We start from the raw sequence: 18,026 nt of genomic DNA, 5'->3' as shown, positions 1-18,026 counted from the left end.
GTAGCAGGAGATGAAGAAAAGAATAGTGATAACGGCGTTCGTTTGCCTGAGTGGGGGAATGGCCTGTTCAGACGGAGGCAACAATGGGTTACAACCTGTCGAGACAACGGTTCGACTGGAAGGGTCGATCGGACTTTCTTCCCGCGCGGTGATCGGTTCCGGCTATGCGGATGCTTTGGCTGTCTGTTTTGCCCGTCAGGATGAAACTGTGCCTCGATCGGGAACGTATGGTGCATGGCACGTGTGCAAGGCTGTGCGTAACGGTGGAGATGGCAGGCAACCAATTTTGTTTACTATCCCGCAGTTTTATCCGGTCGATGGACGTACTATCCGTATGCAGGGCTATTTTCCGATGGAGGGTGAAACTGTAGAGGCAGATACGGCGGCGGGAATGGTCCAGTTTACGGTGGATGGAACAACCGATATTATGGCAACCGATTTCCTGAATGGAAATGCATATACACCGTTCAATACATGCATTTTCTACCATCTGTTGACGCAGATACAATTGGTTTGTTACAGCAGGGATGCCGATAAATGGGGAAGCGTCACTCAGATTGATGTGGAAAATGTGCATACCCGACAGCAACTAACTTTTTCGGTAGTTCCTCCTTTCCTTACAGATGTTTCTTCAGCTACCGACATAAAGATAGTATCTGTGCCGGATATGCCTGTATTTCCGATTCCCGAGATTGAGGAAGAAGAAGAATTACCCGATCCACAGGGTATTGTCTTGCTTCCGGTATCGGGTGGGTCGTATCGTCTGCAGATTGTTACGACCAAAGATGGAAGAGGTAATGAAACAGAGACGACATCGGAGGTGGCTATAGGGGTAGAGGGTGGTTTTCTGACAGGAAAAAGCCATGTAATCTCGCTACTTTTCACAGAGGAGAGCCAAATAAAAACAACCTTCGTTGGCGTGGCTGCCTGGACAGAACATGACGAGGTAGATATACCTATATAAATAGTATATAATTAAAAAAACGAATGAAAATGAAAAAGAGTATGACAATGGGGGCTCTCTTTATAGCCCTGCTGACAGCTACAAGCTGTTCGGAGACAGAAACTGAGATTGTTGACGGTACCGGTGATGACGATCTGGTTACTTTGGGCATCACACCTAATTTAAAGGTGGATGCTGGATCAAAGGCATCTACCAAATCGGTGGTAAGCGGTGATCTTATAACCTATAATGCAGCTGATTATGGCCAGGCTGATATTGCACCGGGTTTGGGTATTGTGATTACAGATAAGAATGCAACCGACTGGTATCAACCTGATGCCGGGGGATATACCGGTCACCATGTGTGGTATATGGGAGATGCAAGAGGAGCAAACTGGATTTCCATACAGACAAAAGGAGTCGATTTTGAAACAACGAGAGAAGTTCCTTATTTTCTGACCAAAAACATCGGGCAGGTCTATGCTTATTATCCTTATGATCCGACTCTAAACATAGCCAGTGCAACCGACCTGAAAATTCCGGTAACAATTCTGGCAAGCGGAAATATCGATGCATCGACCAATAATGCGAAGAAATATTGGAATGGTGGGGTATGGACGAGTACACCCAGAACAAATCTGATAAACCTCTCTTTGTCTACAGAGAAAGACTACCTGTACTTTGGTGCTGACGGCGGACGTTATGTCAATAACGGACGTACTGTCGGACAACAACCGGTCAAGCCGGAAGATGAACCGGATAATACGAATGATGTCAATCCCGGTTATAAGATCAATCTGGATATGAAGCATGCTATGGCGATGGTCACCTTCCGTGTGTATGACGGCGGTAAACTGAGTGATAATGATGTGAACTTTACAAAGTTCCGGATAAAGAATATGACCGGCGGGTCAGATCCTTTCAAGATGGGTACAGCCTATATGTCTTTGGTCGATGGTAGGATTACGCCCAATGCACTGGTGAATGGAGACATCAGCCGTACGATTGATAACTATATATTAATGAGACAAGTGGAAACCGGTGGAACGGAAGGGCAATATAGCTTTGTAACGAATGGTACTACCGTGAATGCAAAAGTTGTATCCAAAGCGGTCAGTAACATTGTGTATCCTACCACATTCGGTGATAATGATATAGAGGTGATCGTAACATTGAAAGAAGGTGTGGACGCTGCAGTGGATTACCCCGTTGTCCTGCCTGCGAATAGCTGGGATGCTAACAATAACTACATATATACGCTTTCAGCCGGACGTAATAAGTTGACTGTGATGGATGTAACTGTTGAAGCATGGATTGACAACGAGGAGGACGAAATACCTCTGTAATCAGTATCATTATAAACAAAGCCCATGAAACAGTTCATATATATGCTTTCGGTTGTTTTCTTTCTCTTGTTGTGTGTAGGTTGTACGCAAGCAGATATTGTTTTGCCTGAAGCTGGAGGCAAGGATGACATAGAACAAGGTGTTCCTTTATCCGTTAAGCATCTGGGCTTGTCGTTAGAGATCGAATCGAGAAGTGTCGTGACCGGCGGTCCGATGGATGGTGCTATAAATCCAAATCCGTTGACAACGGTCGGTCTTTGCGTTACGAAGCAAAGCAGTAGTGGTGTTGTGAGTTCCTATGCAAGTGGAAATAACACACAGGTGTTTATTTTCGATGTGTTGGCTGTTCCTGTAGCCTGGCAACTAGCGGATGGTGAAGAGAGACTTTTGCTGTTTTCGGAGGAAGGAGCGGCATATGGCTTTTCGCCTGCAGAAAGGAATGTGTCATTGTCGGGTACTCCGAGAGAACCCTTGATGAGTGGCGTTAAGGTGTTGGATAAGCAGAAATTTTATTTTAGCGACGGGGAAAATCCGGTAGACGCATCGACTGACATACAGTGGGAGACAGATCAGGATGATTATCTGTATTGTACGGTACCGGATAAAGTTGATCGTTGGCATCCGGAAGTTTCTTTAACCATGAATCATGCTTTGGCAAAAGTTAGTTTTCGGGTGTTGGAAATGGATGGAGGGGCAGTATTTGCTGACGCGAGTGTAAAAAAAGTAGTGTTGAAAAGTACTGATGGTTTTAAGAAATCTTCGAGTGCCAAGTTAAATCTGGCAACGGGTGACTTGAGTGGTACGATGACTGCTGTCGATGAGTTGTGGTTTACTGCCGATGGAAATATGCGTACGGTAGGGAGTAATGTTGTCGATGTATCCGATGTGGCGGTACAGGCTTTCGGGTTGGTTATCCCTGTGACAGGTGTGGTTGCGACATTGGAAATGACGCTTGACGATGATCGCATGTTTACGATGACTCCTCCCGGAGGCAGCGGTTCTGTCGGCTCATTTATGGTCAACTGGATAAAAGGGAATAATTATATCTACAATATTCGGTTGTCTCCGCAAGGTGTTGTAATTGACAATATAGAGGTTGCAGACTGGGGCGACGGCGGGTCGACCGAAGTACCGGTAGAATAGGCCGCAACGATTAGGACGGGTGGGGAGCGATACCCCCTCCGTTCACTATAGAGAATTGAAAATTAAAATGAATAAGATGGTAGGGAATCGAGTACAATTATTTCTATTGAGGCTACTGGCCGGTAGTCTGCTGGCGGGGTGTACGGCAGGCTCGGTGGAGGAGATCGTACCGGAAGAGAACCGGCCGGTAGTACTCAGTTTTGGAAAACCTGACCTGGGTGTACCTGAACTTTTGACTCGTGCGGGTGAAACCGTCATCCCGTCACCCACTCCTTTGCCTGCGGGAAGTACCGTTCGTATTGGAGCCTATTTTAGAAGCAAGACAGGTGAAATGTCGCCACCGATCTCTTTTTCTACGGTAGCTCCTTCATTTGAAGCAACCTATGTGGTAGGATCCGATGGTGATTTGACCCCTTGTTGTGTGGATGCGGATGGTAAACAGATACCGGGGGATGCTCAAAAGCTGGTCGTGCGGGGCGGTGTTTTCGATTTTTATGCTGTTTCACCGGCGCGTTCGTTGCTGAATGGGGCCGACGGAATGTATGGAATAACCGGTATTCTCCATAAAGAAGATGTGATGACCTCTTTCGTGCGTGACGTTACGGTTTCAGGAAATGTAGGCCAGATCACGTTGAACACTTTTTGTCGGAAATGTGCACAGGTAGTATTTAATGTGATGCCTTGGCCGGGGAATGCACTCCCTTTCGATCAGTTATATGGGACCGGGCTGGTGATAAAGAATATCTCTTCTTCAGGTGCCTCCCTAATTGCAGGTGAGGATACCGGTATTCTTCCTACGGGAGGAGGTACAGGTATAAACGCACAAGTGACATTTGTTGCGGACGAGTTTGAACTTGTGGAACCGGACTCTGATCCGGATGGTCTCGGTCTGAATAAAACAAAAGGCGTTATTTTACCAAAGGACAGCCAACCTTTTGATGTAGAAATAACAGTGGTTCGAAATCAGGAGACAGCGCTCCTGAGAGCTACTATAGACAGGAATATAACATTTGATGCGGGTAAACGATATATTTTCACACTTGAGGTGAAAAATAATGAAAGTTGTTTGCTTATGAGGGTACTGGCGTGGAATGCGATCTCTTTTAGAGATGATAATGTGGGAGCCCCTGACAGTCCTTATCCTGACCCGGATATCAATGAAGGGATAGGCACAACTGTAACAGTTGCCCGGTGGAGTGAAATACTTTGGAGCGGAAATGGTGATGTCGGTGGATAAGTCCTGAAAAGAACTGATAATACGAATCTTAATTAAAAAAAGAAATACAATGAAACGAGTAAATAAAGCGTGGTCGCTTGTGTTGTTGCTTCTGTTATTTGCCGGCAGTTGTACGCAGACCGATGTGGAAGAAAACGAAATTCCTCCGCATGCCTTGAAAGATGTGGATGCCGGATTCAATCTGAATGTACTGGCTAATCGGATTCCTGTAACACGTAGTATCACTTTCACTGCCGACGGTTCGATCGAATCGGATACGTTGACTGTCGGAGTAAGAGATTCGGTGCAGACCAAAGCTACTACCTCATTGTCGGAAGCGCAAGAAAGTCAGATAGCTAGCTTATGGGTAGGGCAGTATGATGTTACGACAGGCCTTCGTTTGTTTAATCAGTATCTTCCCTCTCTGACAGCAACAACTGTCAACCTGAAACTGAAACATAACCAGAATGGCAACAGGAGTCGTGTGTATTTTGTCTCGAATGCCGGTGACTTGGGTGCGATAGCAGATGAAACGATATTAAAGAAACATATATTGACTTATACACCCACAAATGCCGGCTTACCTGCTAATGATTTGTGTCAGATGGTGGGTATGTGGGAAGGCGAAGTGTTGGTCGGCGGTATAAGAAATATTACAGTAGAACTGACACGCCTGATAGCGAAGATCGAATTTACCTATTCGACAGGGGCTGAATTGAGTTTTACTCCGACTTCGGTAGTTTTAAAGAATGCTCCTGCTATATCGTTGGTGGAAGTTCCTACAGGACAGCTGGCGGATATAAGTTATGAAACTTATACCGGTACGGTTAGTCCGTTGGGTGCAACTGTTTATTGGTATCTGCCGGAGAATATGGCAGGAACTGTTGACGGTCCTGATGCTGTCGATTCCGAAAAGAAGAAAATCGGAACCGGTGTGACGAATGCAACCTGTATCGAACTGACGGGTGATGCCGTGCAGGGCGGAGTAAGATATTCCGATGTTACTTTTCGTTTTTTCCCGGGTAGTAATATGAATAACTATGACGTAATACGTAATGCTCATTATACCATGACTGTTACATTGTTGGGCATAGACATTTCCGATGAACGTATTACCGTAGGCGGAATACCTCCTATTGAGGTTGATCCGGGCGATATGCCTGCTAATAAAGGCGGAGAAAAAGAGATACAAATCACAGCCCGTCCGGGGCAACAATGGGTATTCGATATGCCTGCTTGGTTGTCTGCCCTTCTGAACGGTCAGCATATTCCATCGGGTGCAACCATAACATATCAAGGTCCTGCTAATGTTGTGTTCAAGGCTGAAGAAGCCAATCCGAGAGCGGAAAGCCGTAGTGTTTCCTTTAATATTAATATAAATGACACGAGTCAGTCCGTAACAATCACCCAAAGTGGTTCTACCTTGGCGAAAGGAAATGATATTTTGCTGAATGCGGAAGCCGGCTCTGGTGGTGCTTCTTCTTTTACTGCTACCGAAGGATTACAGTGGTTGGCAACTTTAAGCGGTGACGGCTGGCTGGATTGGGCGACTACAAATCCGGGTACGTCAGGTAGTGAGGCTCTGGCTGGTGTACAAACGTTAGAGGTAGAAGCGACTACATGCAATCCGCTAGCTCAGGAGCGTATCGGAAAAATAACGGTGAAGGCGGGGGCTTCGGTGGGCGATCCCGGTTATACGGATCTAAAACAGGAAATAACTGTCAGACAAGAAGGATCTACTGTGACCGGCTCAACAGTAAATATGAGTGCGGAAGCGGCAGTCGATCAGGCATCGGCATTCATTGCTACATCCGGTTTGAGTTGGATAGCTAATGTAACGAACGGAGATTGGATTACATTATCAGGAGCGACGTCAGGAAGTCTGACAACGGGGAGTGCCCAAAATATAACTTTTGAGGTATCGCTAAATCCGTTTTCAACTCTGCGAAGCGGTGAAATCACCGTTCGTGCAGGCGATCCGATTGATGGTCCGACAGGAACGATCGCTATAAACCAGGATCCTTCTTCTTTTAGTACTACCAATGCTACAACTGTAATCGATGCTGCTGCTACCAGAACATCTGCTGGTTTGATTACTGCTACTGCCGGTTTAGCGTGGACTATATCTCCGGAAACAAGTAATGGTATAACAGTTAGTCCTATCAGTGGTAGTGGAAATGATTCTTTGACTTTTACGGCATCCGTCAATACCGGTGCTGAACGTACGGGAATATTTACAGTGGCAGTTACGGAGGCTCCGACGCGTACAGTTACGGTTACGGCTAATCAGGAACCGGAAATTCCGGCTTATCTTGGTGCTATTCAGGTCTGTAAAACGGAAGTTGACGGTCGGGTTACTTTTAGTTATGCTAATTCTTATTGCAGTAATTTGGTAACGGAAGAGAGGAGTGATTGGCGTATACCTACATTGGATGAACTGAAAAGTATGTGGACAAATAGAAATGCGTTAGAGAGGATAAGTGGCTTCACTCCGTTTGTTCGTTATTACTATTGGTCTGTTTCAACAGGTGGTACCTACGGTCGCTGGGTCGTAAGTCTTGGCAATGGTGATGTCGGTAGTGACTACGATTATAACAGTAATTGTATTCGTTGTGTCCGTACCAGATAGGTCTACACATTTGACATTAAATCATGGTTTGTCGTTTTTGTCAAATGGTAGAGGTATTGAACGGAAGAGCGAAAAGCAGGGGAAAAGAATCGTGTCAAGTGTACGCAGAATATCGAAAAACGTATTTAAACAGGAGAGTAGCTTGTTGTAAATTAGTAATATATTTTTAAGTAGTGGCTTATGAATAAAGCAGAATTAGTAAACGAGTTGGCTGTGAAGATGAATATCACGCAAGAACAGTCACGTAAATTTGTCAATGTCTTTCAGGAAGTATTGACAGAAGCGTTCAAACAAAATGTACCTGTCATGTTACAGGGATTTGGAAGTTTCACCTCTTGGAAGCAAAACGAACGGGAGGGGCGAAATCCTCGCACAGGTATTTCCTGTATGATACCGGCACGTACAAGTGTCAAGTTCAAACCTGGAAAGTTTTTACTCGAAGAGTTGAATGTCTGAAAATGGATCGTATTTGGGGTGCAGATTTTTAATATAATGGATTGTGAATCTGCGTCCCAATACATCTGTTATTTGTTTTTCCTATTAATTATTCAACGCCTGTCAGAATATATCATGAAGAAACAAAACAAATTAGAAGCCTTATTCCTCAATGGAAAAGTGCCGGACGTAAGAGTCTTTAATCGGAACCTCGACAAAATGTCGAAAGAAGGCCGTATCCATTTCCTTGAAAAAATCTACAAAATAGCTTTCACCGTTTGGTCTACCTTACCTAAAAAGCACCAGAAATTTATCCGGGAAGTAATCATCCACGACCGCCAGTCATACGTCGATTTCATCCAGCAAAGAACCGTCATGTCCTGCCTCCGTTGTCCTCTCCGTTATCCTGTTTTGTTTATCCGAATGCTCCACCTAACCGAAATCGTAGAACGTACTGCGCAAACTTCTGTAAACCATATCGCAATGTCCGTCCTGACCAGCTTCCAGATTTGCGGTAAGATCGGCACGCTTGCCGGACATCTCGGTAAGGGGGAGATCGCTTATGATGAGGCGTTAGTGTTGGTGGGGAAGATGACGATTGTAGAGTTTTGCGGGTATTAATATCTGTATTAGCCGCATAATGTGCGGAGAATACAGAGGCTAATCTCCGTAAATAAACTATGATTGCCAAAATTACATTAGTAAAACCTATTCCATGTCTAGCCTGTTTTTAAGAAAAATGTTTATCATGGAAAAGTTCAGTTTTGTATTTTTGATTCGTAAAGACACTTGCTGGAATCAGTTGTTTTCACATGTGGATAATTTGAAAAAGTCATCTGACGAAGTTGGAAACTATCAAAGAAACTATATCACGCCTGTTGGAAGGGGACACAATTTTATTTATGTATAAATACGATGTCTCGTTATGGCATCCAGGAAGACATGTTACTTCCCCAGATAGCCATTGCCCATGAAGGCGGCCTTTTGAAAGTCGCAAAACTGGAATCAATAGGCTATCATCAGGTTGTTTTATAAAAACTCTTGCAATATATCGAAGAGTTTTGTTTTATCGATAGGCTTCATCAGGTATTCATTGCAACCAGCGGTCAAAGCAGCTTGGCGGTCTGCATCGAATGCGTGAGCTGTAAGGGCTATAATCGGAAGTTTGGTGTTGAACTGCCGGATCTTCTCTGTTGCTATCAATCCATTCATAATAGGCATTTTCATGTCTATCAATAGTAAATCGACAGGCTGACTTTTGATAATGTCCATAGCTTCCTGCCCGTTTTTAGCTCGGATCAAGTCATAATCTTTCTTTAAGATCGTCGAAACCAATAAGTAATTACTTTCGATATCCTCTGCTATCAGAATCGTTTTCCGTTCGTTTGAAATAGATGATTTGTTTGAAACCGGGACGGCTTTTTTCTCCGTTTGGAGCTGTTTTTCCTGGTGTATCTCCGTTTCGCAAGGCAGAAAGGCCCAAAACAAAGAACCCTGACCAAACGTTGATTCAAAGCCGACGTTACCACCCATCGCTTCGGCAATGGCTTTGCAGATGGATAGTCCTAATCCTGTGCCTTGAGCAAATTCGTCCAACTTTTCGAAACGCTGGAACAGTTTATTCTTCTTTTCATCGGGAATACCGATGCCACTGTCTCTCACATAGAGGCGAATACCATTCTCTACCACCTCGTATCCCATTTCGATAAATCCTTTTGGGGTATATTTGATCGCATTGGTGACGTAGTTGGTTATGATTTGGGTGACACGGTTCCGGTCCAGATTAACTTTGCAATCCGGGTAGGGATTATGAGAAAGCAATCGTACATATGAATTTGTTATCCGCTGCTTCATCGAGATGACCAGGTCCTCGAAGTAGGTTGAGATATCGAATTTGTCATACTTCAATTCAACAGTTCCGGATTCGATTTTCGATAAGTCCAGGATGTCGCTGATTAGTTTCAGCAACAGTTCGTTGTTGATATTGATGATTTTGATGTATTCGGCTTTCTCTTCCGGCTCGGTTGTCTCCATCAACAGATCGGAAAATCCGACGATAGCGTTCAATGGAGTCCGTATTTCGTGACTCATATTGGCAAGGAATGCAGACTTGAGTTTGTCCGACTGTTCTGCAAGGGTCTTGGCATGTTTCAGTTCCTGTATCATATTTTCCCGTTCGGTAACATCGTCCATGCGGATGACAATACCATCTGCTATCCCGTCTTCTTTGAAAACGGGGGTACAGAAAATTTCAAGGGTATGTCCGTTTTCAAACGTGTTCTGCATCTGTTCCGTTTGTCGGGAAAGGATTGCTTGTTGCATAACGCAATCCTCGCAAGGGGAAGTAAGCCCGTAAGACTCATAACAGTGGCTTCCTTTTTTGTAAGCTTCGTAGGTGAGACTGGCTGAACAGTTGGCGACGTTTTCCCATTGCACGATATAGTCCGTGGTGATATAGACCAGGCCGGAGTAGGTATTGTTGAGTATAAGCTCGTTTTGTTGGATGAGACCGTTCAGTTTCTTTTCGTTTTCCCGCATCATCGTCAATTCATTTTGCTTGTGCTTGTCGATGCTGATGGTCATACCGAACATAAATGTATAAGGACCTTCGTCGCGTTGGGTTGTTTCGACTAATCCTTGTGTCTGCCACCAGTTATAGGTGCCGTTATTATTCAGGTCGGCACGGTACTCTACGTTCCACTTTTCGTTTTCATGGGTTATTGCATGTCGGAAAGAGTCCAGGAAGAGTTTTCGGTCGTCGGGATGGACGAAGCTGATGAATTTTTTTAGAGAATCGTGCAATACGGGGTTAATTATGAGATTATCGGAACCTTCGCCAAAACTGAACTGATCTTTATCCGGCTCGTAGAACCAGGTATGGGCGTTCATTATTTCCATAGACAAGTCGAGCATCTTAGTCCGTCGTTTAAGGTCGTTTTGCAGACTCTGGTCCCAACGGACAGTAAGCAACATACGCTTGCCACTGTCGAATATAACACTTTTACGGACGAGTGTGTCGAAACTCCGGCCGTCCTTCAATTCGATATGTTCCAATCCGTTATAGGGGTTACCGGTGGCGAATACTTCCTTGTCGGTCTTTTCGATGCGGCTGACACGTTTAGCCTCCATCACATCGTAAATCGTTTTATCGACACTGATTCCGAACAACCGCTGACTCTCATCATTACAGAATACATAACGCGAATTATCTTCTATATCTTTGATTTGTATGCAAGCCGGAATGCTGTTGAGGATGTTGTCCTGTAATTGTTTTTTCTCTTCGAGTTGCCTGGTGGCACGTACTGTCTCGGTTACGTTCTGTACGATAAACAGATAATTTTCGAGTTGTCCGCGAGCGTCTGTAATGGGGCGGCCGATACATTCTATGTGAATGTTGCCATCCTGAGCCGTCGTATAGTAACTGGAATCTTTTACTGTTTCAAAACTGTATGGAAAGGAACAACGGATATCACCACCTTCCATCACTACTTTTTTTACTTTGTCGGGGAGGTTTGGATTGCCATTAATATTTACGCCGCTGATGTCAAAAGATTCTTTGGGGATACCGAATATCTTGAAATCTGTGTCGTTAAGGAATTGCATCTTACCGTCCGGTGAATATATCTCAACGCCTACTGGCAACGTATTCACGATAGTGGTCATCTGATTGTATAAGGATTCGTATTTTTGCTGGAGCAACCAGCTTTCGGCTGTATTTTCGAGTTTCCCGTATTCCTTTGTCTCTATCTGGTTTCGTTTGATTACGATATCGGTGATGTCGCGGATTTCGTTGAGTATCTGCCCGTCGGATAATTTGCTGATCGTCGATTCTAGGTAGTTGTCGAGGATTTTGAAATGGTATTTTACCGGAACTCCTGTCATGGAAACGGATTCGAATGCGTCGTTCAGCATTGAGCAAGCCTGATGGAATGGTGAAGTAGGATCGTTGGCATACATGAGAATATTCGTACCGAGGATATCGTCAACCGATTTGCCTGCCAGTATTTTTAGTGAGAGGTTGAAGATACCGATTATATTTTTGTCCTTATCCAGAAGTATCATTGATTGTGGCAAAGCCTTTACTATGGTTTTGTAAAATTTCAACTCTTCTTCTTGGGTGTAATCCTGAATGAATTTCATGGCTTATGTGTATTGTACATGGCAAAGGTAATATAATTCATCATCTTTCAACTAAAAAGTAACCGAAAAGTCATGATATACATTCGACATAGAGAAAACCAACTGAATACGGCTCTTACATTCTCCGGAAATGCTAAAGAAACGATAGTGGGGGATACCCTGTTTTGTTATAAGAAGAAAATGTTCTGCTCTCTTTATGTGACACGAACGGTTACTTATTTTCAAATGCAAAGTGAGTAATTTCTTTTTGTATTAGTAGTAATATATCCTCTTCAATATATCATAAAATGAGGAAAAATAATTATATTTGCATATTATATGATATATTGAGTGTATGACAAAGAGTACAATGGGTACAAAGCTACCTCGCAAGTTGGAACAGAAGATGCAAATCGTAGGCGAACAAATTAAGTTGGCTCGCTTACGTAGGAATTTAAGTGTGGCGCAAGTTGCTGAACGTGCCACTTGTTCACCTCTCACGGTATCACGTATAGAGAAGGGAGTTCCTACTGTGGCAATCGGTATCTACCTGCGTGTGTTATATGCTTTGCAACTGGATGAGGATATCTTATTGCTTGCCAAAGAAGATACGTTAGGCAGGGCTTTGCAGGATTTGAGTTTGAAGCAACGGGAACGTGCATCGAAAAAAGAGTAGGTTATGAAGAAAATATTTGTATTTGCTGATTTTGATTGGTTAAAAGAGATGGAACTTATTGGAGAACTCAGTTATGAATCACTTCGGGGTTCGGATAGCTACGGCTTTAAGTTCGACGATACCTGGTTGAAGAAGCATGGTGCTATTTTTCTGAGTGAAGATTTGAACAATTATCCCGGACAGCAATACACCCAACCAGGCAAAGATATTTTCGGTTGCTTTTCCGATGCATTACCCGATCGATGGGGACGCACATTACTTAACCGTAGGGAGCAGATATTGGCAGGGGAGGAGAAGCGCCCGGTTCGTCGTCTTTCTTCATTTGATTATTTGCTAGGGATTGATGATTATTCCCGAATGGGTGGTTTCCGTTTCAAGGAGAGTATGGATGGTGATTTCATTAATGTGAGTGATACGCTTCGCATACCACCGTTGACCGACATCAGGCAACTGATAGAGGCAAGCCGGGAGATTGAAAAAAGTGAAGAGGAGAATCAGCTGCCCGATAAGAAATGGATTATACAACTTGTTCATCCGGGTTCATCATTGGGGGGTGCCCGTCCCAAAGCAAGTATTATAGATGTGGATAAAGTGTTATATATCGCAAAATTCCCTTCACGCAAAGATGATTACGATACTGCATTATGGGAACATTTCTGTCATTTGTTGGCCATTCAGGTAGGTATCGATGCTGCTGTCACACAGGTTATTTCAACGAATGATAAATACCATACGTTGCTTTCCCGCCGTTTTGACCGGACGGAAGATGGAGAACGTATTCATTTTGCATCAGCCATGACTTTGTTGGGACTTGATGATGGCGATAATGCTGCGACAGGGCATGGTTATCTGGATATCGTTGATTTCATTTTGCAAAACTGTACGAATGTAGAAGAGAACCTAAAGGAACTCTACCGTCGTGTGGCATTCAATATTTGTATCGGTAATAGTGATGATCATTTCCGTAATCATGGTTTTTTGTTGACTGCCAAAGGGTGGACGTTTTCGCCTGCCTACGACATGAATCCTACATTGAGTGAATACCAAAGTTTACTTATCAATTCTTCTACCAATAAGGCGGATTTGAATATTCTGCTCGATGCTTGCGAGGAATATATGTTGAGCCGTAAAGTGGCAGAACTGATTATTTCGGAGGTAATTGAAGTTGTTAAAAATTGGCGAGTGTTAGCTACTAAACTTGGTATCTCTAAACGGGAGATGGAGATGTTTAGCTCTGTTTTCAACAGTCGTATTCTAAATAATACATAGTTGATTATCACTGCTAGAGTAGAGTTATATCTTTTGCTAATTGAATAAAATGAGCAATAAATCGTTATCTTTGCCCCGAAATTATAAATATTCACGTTTTGGGAGCAATTCTTAAATTTATACTGGCTTAATATTAGCCTTATAAACCGCAGGCTGATAATTCTTTCGTTTGAGTAGTCCTACTTGAACAGGTTTCTTATTTAATTTTTTTCATTCACAGCATTGAACTTTAAGGGCATAGGCCTTTGATGTGGTTGTTTATGGCGACTTCTGAGTTTGCTATAACTGTAATGCTGTGGATCATAATCAAATATTTCAAAGAATATCAAGCACAGTATAAAGAATGGAAACTGAATATATATGGGAGATAAAGCCTAAAAATACTCCTGCCTTAAAAAGAAAATGTAATCACTGTAATTGCGACCGGTTTTATTGTAGTAACAAATTCAGAATGAATGCGCAAAAAAGGAATATCGATGTCTGGTTGATTTATAGATGCATAGAATGTGATAGTACATATAACCTAACGATTTTGTCACGCACAAAACCTGAACAGATAAAGAAAGAGCTATTTCGTAAGTTTTCGGAAAACGATGAAGAACTTGCGTGGGAGTATGCTTTTTCTTCCGAAACAGGGCGAAAAAATAGTGTCGAGTTAGATTATAGCAGTGTCGAATATGAGATATTGCATGACGATATTTCGATAAATGATATCTTGAACGCGGATGATGAGTTTGTAACATTCAAGATTCAAACCCGTTTTGAGTTTGGGTTAAAGTTATCTTCTGTCATTCGAATTTGTTTAGGGTTGTCTGCAAATCAGTTAAATCGGCTGATAGAGGCAAAAGCGATATTCAGTCCTGAGGGTTATCCGCTAAAGAAACATAAAGTAAAGGATGGAGATGTTGTGCTGGTAAACAAACATATTGCGGGAATGTTTTAATTTTGTAGTGATATAGAAAAGTATTTTAATCAAATAAGTCAGCATTATGAATTTAGAAGAAGTCCTCAATTACCGCCGTTCGGTACGGGTGTATGATAAAGAAAAACCGATGGATCCGGAAAGGGTGAAGCATTGTCTGGAACTGGCGACATTGGCTCCCAACAGTTCGAATATGCAGTTGTGGGAGTTTTACCATATTACGGAGCCCGAATTGTTGGCGGAAGTTTCAAGAGCTTGTCTCGACCAGAAAGCGGCTTCGACTGCTTCGCAAATCGTTGTTTTCGTTGTACGGCGAGACTTGTACAAAAAACATGCTCGGTTCGTTCTCGATTTCGAACGGGAGAATATTCACCGGAACAGTCCGAAAGAACGTCAGGATAAACGTATCAAAGACCGGGAATTATACTACGGGAAATTGATGCCGTTTGTTTATGCCCGGTTCTTCGGGGTTTTGGGGTTGTTCAGGAAGCTGCTGGCTAATACCATCAGTATCTTTCGTCCGATGATGCTCGAAGTATCTGAGAATGATGTGCGTGTGGTTGCTCATAAATCGTGTGCACTTGCCGCCCAGACATTTATGATTGCGATGGCAAACGAAGGGTATGATACTTGTCCTTTAGAAGGGCTGGACAGCCGACGGCTGAAAAAGGCACTGAAGTTACCTCACGGGGCTGAAATAAATATGGCTATTCCCTGCGGAATACGAGACGGAAATAAAGGAATCTGGGGAGAACGGTGCAGGTTGCCGTTTGAGGATGTTTATCGGAGGGTTTGAGGTTACTCGTTTACTGATAAACCTTTTTATTTCTAAATAAATACTTGATGGAGACTGTCTTATTCGTTGAATGGATAGTCTTCGTCTTGTCATAACAAAAAACGCTTCATAAGATCTATTAATTCTTTATCTGATATAGTATCCTGATCGGCTTTATCGTAAATATAGAGTAAAGTGATTACTCCGTCTTCTACACTGACAATTGCTGTGTGGGTAATCACTCTGGCTCCATGGCTTTTACCTTTTCCTTTGGAGGCAATAGACATACGGACTTTGTGAAGTCCGTTTCCTAAGTCGGCACCGAGGGTGGGATTTTGCTCAAGCTCTTTTACTAGTGCTGCCAGATCGCTTTTTAGTGAATGGTATTTTTTACTCAAGCGTTTGAACTCTTTGTCAAACTCTATATATGTGTCTATCCTATATTTCATTGAGTAACTCATTTACATCTTTGAACATACCCTTAGTCTCTTTTCCATCCTTGCGAGCTTTAATGGCTAATAATCCATTTTTTATACTATCCAGCATCTCTTCCTTGGTTGGCTCCCGGTCTTCCTGGTCAACATTGGAGGCCGCTTGTTTCATACGGCGGATAGAAGTTAAAGCTTTTTTGACGAGTGCTTCATCATCGAGGATAGTGGCAATTTCCTGTAAGAGGGTAAGTCTTAATTCTACTGCTGTCATATATAACTCCTTTCTATTAAATAAATCTTCTCACAAAGATATACTTTTTTTAGGGATGATATATAGGTAAATACAATTAAATTATTTGAACTGCTCCTGATTTAGCGAGTAATATTTTCCTTTTAAGCGGAGAAGTTCTTCATGATTTCCCCGTTCTACGATCTGTCCGTGTTCGAGTACCAGGATCACGTCTGCGTTTCTGATGGTAGAGAGGCGGTGGGCGATGATCAGGCTGGTACGTCCCTGCATCAGTTGGTCGAGACCTTTCTGAATGAGTATCTCGCTACGGGTGTCAATATTGCTGGTTGCTTCGTCCAATAATAGGATAGGAGGGTCGGCAATAGCGGCACGGGCGATATTGAGCAACTGACGTTGTCCCTGGCTAAGGTTGGCACCGTCGTTTTCCAGCAAGGTATCGTATCCCTGGGGCAGACGTTTGATGAAAGAATGGGCGGCAGTCAGTTTGGCTGCTTGTATAACTTCTTCATCGGTCGCGTCCAGACGTCCGAAGCGGATATTTTCGCGGACAGTTCCTGTGAACAGGTGAGTGTCTTGTAAAACGATCGCCATGGATTGGCGCAGGCTGTTTCGTTTGATCAGTTGTATCGGGTGACCGTCTATGGCAATTTCGCCCGACTGGATATCGAAGAAACGGGGGAGCATGTTCAGGATGGTTGTTTTTCCGGCTCCGGTGGCACCGACTAATGCTATTTTACAACCGGCAGAGGCATGGAGCGAGATACCTTTCAGAATTGTTTTCTCCGGTTTGTATCCGAAATAAACGTCTTTCATGGAAACATCTCCCTGTACCTGCTGTAAAGCGATGGCTTCGGGGGAGTCCGGTGTTTCCGGCGCTTCGTCGATCACTTCGAAGATACGTTCGGCTCCGGCAATGGCGGCCTGGATACTGTTGTAAAGGCTGGCCAATTCATTGATCGGACGTCCGAACTGGCGGGAATATTGCAGGAAGGCTGCAAGACCGCCGACATCAAAACCACGAAAGATGGCGAGTAGGGCACCTACAATCGTGATAAAGACGTAATTCAATGTGTTCAGGTTCTGCATGACAGGCATCATCATACCGGAATAGAACTGAGCTTTCTCCGATTTACCTTTCAGGTCGTCGTTGAGCGTATCGAAGTCGGACTGTACTTTCTTTTCGTGTCCGAATACTTTGATCACCTTCTGGCCGCTTATCATTTCTTCGATATAACCGTTCAGGGTACCGATAGATTCCTGCTGGGCTTTGAAGTATTTGCGGCTTCGCTGAACGATCCCTTTGGCAAAGAGGAACATTAGTGGAACGGTGATCAGAGTTACCAGAGTAAGTATCGGACTGATATATAACATCAGGCAGAAGATACCGATCAGGGTGAGAGCACTCGACAACATATCCGACAGGCTGTCGGTCAGTGCATCGCTGATCTTGTCTATGTCATTCGTGTAACGACTCATCAGGTCGCCGTGCTGGTGTGTGTCGAAATATTTGACAGGCAGATGTTCCATCTTTTGGAAAAGGTCGGCACGCATACGGGTAACGGTGCGCTGACCTATTTTATTCAGCAGGATATATTGGATATAGACGGCGGCAACTCCTGTCAGGTAAATGGCGGCAAGGATAGCTAATACCCTGATCAGTCCGTGAAAGTCTCCGGGAAGGATATAATCATTGATAATCGGTCGTAACATGTATGACCCCAACAGATTCGCCACAATACTGACAATGATCAGAAAGCCGATCACGAACAATAGACGCTTGTCGCAGGACAGGTACGAAATCAGCCGGAAGAAAGTTTTCTTTCCTTCCCGGGGCTTTGCATTCTCTTTTAAATGATCTCCGTGTGCCATATC

At 43.6% G+C, this 18,026-nt stretch carries 15 protein-coding genes; 11 read left to right on the top strand and 4 right to left on the bottom strand.

The window, feature by feature from the left end; translation table 11 throughout:
- Positions 1–10: 10 nt before the first annotated feature.
- From DWW23_RS18525 to DWW23_RS18495, 7 genes are all read left to right on the top strand, one after another.
- Positions 11–964 (top strand): fimbrillin family protein, encoded by a 954-nt coding sequence (locus DWW23_RS18525; RefSeq protein WP_122354946.1) that lies wholly within the window; start codon positions 11–13, stop codon positions 962–964.
- 29 nt (positions 965–993) lie between these two features.
- On the top strand, positions 994–2,289 hold the full coding sequence (locus DWW23_RS18520) for a fimbrillin family protein (protein WP_233564387.1): 1,296 nt from the start codon (positions 994–996) through the stop codon (positions 2,287–2,289).
- A 24-nt stretch (positions 2,290–2,313) separates the two neighbouring features.
- Complete coding sequence (locus DWW23_RS18515) at positions 2,314–3,432, top strand: fimbrillin family protein (RefSeq protein WP_122354944.1); 1,119 nt, start codon at positions 2,314–2,316, stop codon at positions 3,430–3,432.
- Between the two features lie 67 nt (positions 3,433–3,499).
- The gene (locus tag DWW23_RS18510) at positions 3,500–4,669 is read left to right on the top strand and encodes a fimbrillin family protein (protein ID WP_233564386.1); all 1,170 of its coding nucleotides are present in this window, start codon (positions 3,500–3,502) and stop codon (positions 4,667–4,669) included.
- A 49-nt stretch (positions 4,670–4,718) separates the two neighbouring features.
- Positions 4,719–7,277: a BACON domain-containing protein gene (locus tag DWW23_RS18505; RefSeq protein ID WP_122354943.1), complete on the top strand. Its 2,559-nt coding sequence runs from the start codon at positions 4,719–4,721 to the stop codon at positions 7,275–7,277.
- Between the two features lie 180 nt (positions 7,278–7,457).
- A complete protein-coding gene (locus DWW23_RS18500) occupies positions 7,458–7,733 on the top strand; it encodes an HU family DNA-binding protein (RefSeq protein WP_122354942.1) in 276 nt (91 codons plus the stop codon).
- A gap of 114 nt (positions 7,734–7,847) precedes the next feature.
- Positions 7,848–8,333: a hypothetical protein gene (locus tag DWW23_RS18495; protein WP_122354941.1), complete on the top strand. Its 486-nt coding sequence runs from the start codon at positions 7,848–7,850 to the stop codon at positions 8,331–8,333.
- A gap of 408 nt (positions 8,334–8,741) precedes the next feature.
- Here the strand turns inward: DWW23_RS18495 and DWW23_RS18490 are convergent, their stop codons facing one another.
- Positions 8,742–11,375 (bottom strand): response regulator, encoded by a 2,634-nt coding sequence (locus DWW23_RS18490; protein WP_122355061.1) that lies wholly within the window; start codon positions 11,373–11,375, stop codon positions 8,742–8,744.
- An 811-nt stretch (positions 11,376–12,186) separates the two neighbouring features.
- Here DWW23_RS18490 and DWW23_RS18485 point away from each other — a divergent pair.
- The 4 genes from DWW23_RS18485 to DWW23_RS18470 all read left to right on the top strand — a co-directional run bounded on the left by DWW23_RS18485 (position 12,187) and on the right by DWW23_RS18470 (position 15,494).
- Positions 12,187–12,507: a helix-turn-helix domain-containing protein gene (locus tag DWW23_RS18485; protein ID WP_122354940.1), complete on the top strand. Its 321-nt coding sequence runs from the start codon at positions 12,187–12,189 to the stop codon at positions 12,505–12,507.
- Between the two features lie 3 nt (positions 12,508–12,510).
- Positions 12,511–13,776, top strand: coding sequence for a type II toxin-antitoxin system HipA family toxin (locus DWW23_RS18480; protein ID WP_122354939.1), 1,266 nt, complete (start codon positions 12,511–12,513; stop codon positions 13,774–13,776).
- A gap of 343 nt (positions 13,777–14,119) precedes the next feature.
- Entirely contained in the window at positions 14,120–14,719 is a 600-nt protein-coding gene (locus DWW23_RS18475) for a DUF1062 domain-containing protein (RefSeq protein ID WP_075557047.1), read from the top strand.
- Positions 14,720–14,765: 46 nt separating this feature from the next.
- The gene (locus tag DWW23_RS18470) at positions 14,766–15,494 is read left to right on the top strand and encodes a nitroreductase family protein (RefSeq protein ID WP_122354937.1); all 729 of its coding nucleotides are present in this window, start codon (positions 14,766–14,768) and stop codon (positions 15,492–15,494) included.
- An 89-nt stretch (positions 15,495–15,583) separates the two neighbouring features.
- Here the strand turns inward: DWW23_RS18470 and DWW23_RS18465 are convergent, their stop codons facing one another.
- The 3 genes from DWW23_RS18465 to DWW23_RS18455 form a co-directional block, all read right to left on the bottom strand.
- The gene (locus tag DWW23_RS18465) at positions 15,584–15,922 is read right to left on the bottom strand and encodes a type II toxin-antitoxin system RelE/ParE family toxin (protein ID WP_075557049.1); all 339 of its coding nucleotides are present in this window, start codon (positions 15,920–15,922) and stop codon (positions 15,584–15,586) included.
- Positions 15,912–16,175, bottom strand: coding sequence for a hypothetical protein (locus tag DWW23_RS18460; protein ID WP_075559932.1), 264 nt, complete (start codon positions 16,173–16,175; stop codon positions 15,912–15,914). Before DWW23_RS18460 ends, DWW23_RS18465 begins: the two co-directional genes overlap by 11 nt.
- An 81-nt stretch (positions 16,176–16,256) precedes the next feature.
- Entirely contained in the window at positions 16,257–18,023 is a 1,767-nt protein-coding gene (locus DWW23_RS18455) for an ABC transporter ATP-binding protein (protein WP_122354935.1), read from the bottom strand.
- Positions 18,024–18,026: the final 3 nt, after the last annotated feature.

This window comes from Parabacteroides sp. AF14-59, from assembly GCF_003479515.1.
GTDB lineage: Bacteria > Bacteroidota > Bacteroidia > Bacteroidales > Tannerellaceae > Parabacteroides > Parabacteroides faecis.
Note: the sequence above shows the minus strand (reverse complement) of the source record. Positions and strands in the feature narration are given on the sequence as shown.

Excerpts from the sequence above, each read along its gene's own strand:
- DWW23_RS18470 (WP_122354937.1), top strand. The coding sequence starts at position 14,766 with ATGAATTTAGAAGAAGTCCTCAATTACCGCCGTTCGGTACGGGTGTAT.
- DWW23_RS18475 (WP_075557047.1), top strand. The coding sequence starts at position 14,120 with ATGGAAACTGAATATATATGGGAGATAAAGCCTAAAAATACTCCTGCC.
- DWW23_RS18455 (WP_122354935.1), bottom strand. The coding sequence starts at position 18,023 with ATGGCACACGGAGATCATTTAAAAGAGAATGCAAAGCCCCGGGAAGGA.
- DWW23_RS18480 (WP_122354939.1), top strand. The coding sequence starts at position 12,511 with ATGAAGAAAATATTTGTATTTGCTGATTTTGATTGGTTAAAAGAGATG.
- DWW23_RS18510 (WP_233564386.1), top strand. The coding sequence starts at position 3,500 with ATGAATAAGATGGTAGGGAATCGAGTACAATTATTTCTATTGAGGCTA.
- DWW23_RS18460 (WP_075559932.1), bottom strand. The coding sequence starts at position 16,175 with ATGACAGCAGTAGAATTAAGACTTACCCTCTTACAGGAAATTGCCACT.
- DWW23_RS18465 (WP_075557049.1), bottom strand. The coding sequence starts at position 15,922 with ATGAAATATAGGATAGACACATATATAGAGTTTGACAAAGAGTTCAAA.
- DWW23_RS18485 (WP_122354940.1), top strand. The coding sequence starts at position 12,187 with ATGACAAAGAGTACAATGGGTACAAAGCTACCTCGCAAGTTGGAACAG.
- DWW23_RS18515 (WP_122354944.1), top strand. The coding sequence starts at position 2,314 with ATGAAACAGTTCATATATATGCTTTCGGTTGTTTTCTTTCTCTTGTTG.
- DWW23_RS18500 (WP_122354942.1), top strand. The coding sequence starts at position 7,458 with ATGAATAAAGCAGAATTAGTAAACGAGTTGGCTGTGAAGATGAATATC.
- DWW23_RS18525 (WP_122354946.1), top strand. The coding sequence starts at position 11 with ATGAAGAAAAGAATAGTGATAACGGCGTTCGTTTGCCTGAGTGGGGGA.
- DWW23_RS18495 (WP_122354941.1), top strand. The coding sequence starts at position 7,848 with ATGAAGAAACAAAACAAATTAGAAGCCTTATTCCTCAATGGAAAAGTG.
- DWW23_RS18490 (WP_122355061.1), bottom strand. The coding sequence starts at position 11,375 with ATGACCACTATCGTGAATACGTTGCCAGTAGGCGTTGAGATATATTCA.
- DWW23_RS18520 (WP_233564387.1), top strand. The coding sequence starts at position 994 with ATGAAAAAGAGTATGACAATGGGGGCTCTCTTTATAGCCCTGCTGACA.
- DWW23_RS18505 (WP_122354943.1), top strand. The coding sequence starts at position 4,719 with ATGAAACGAGTAAATAAAGCGTGGTCGCTTGTGTTGTTGCTTCTGTTA.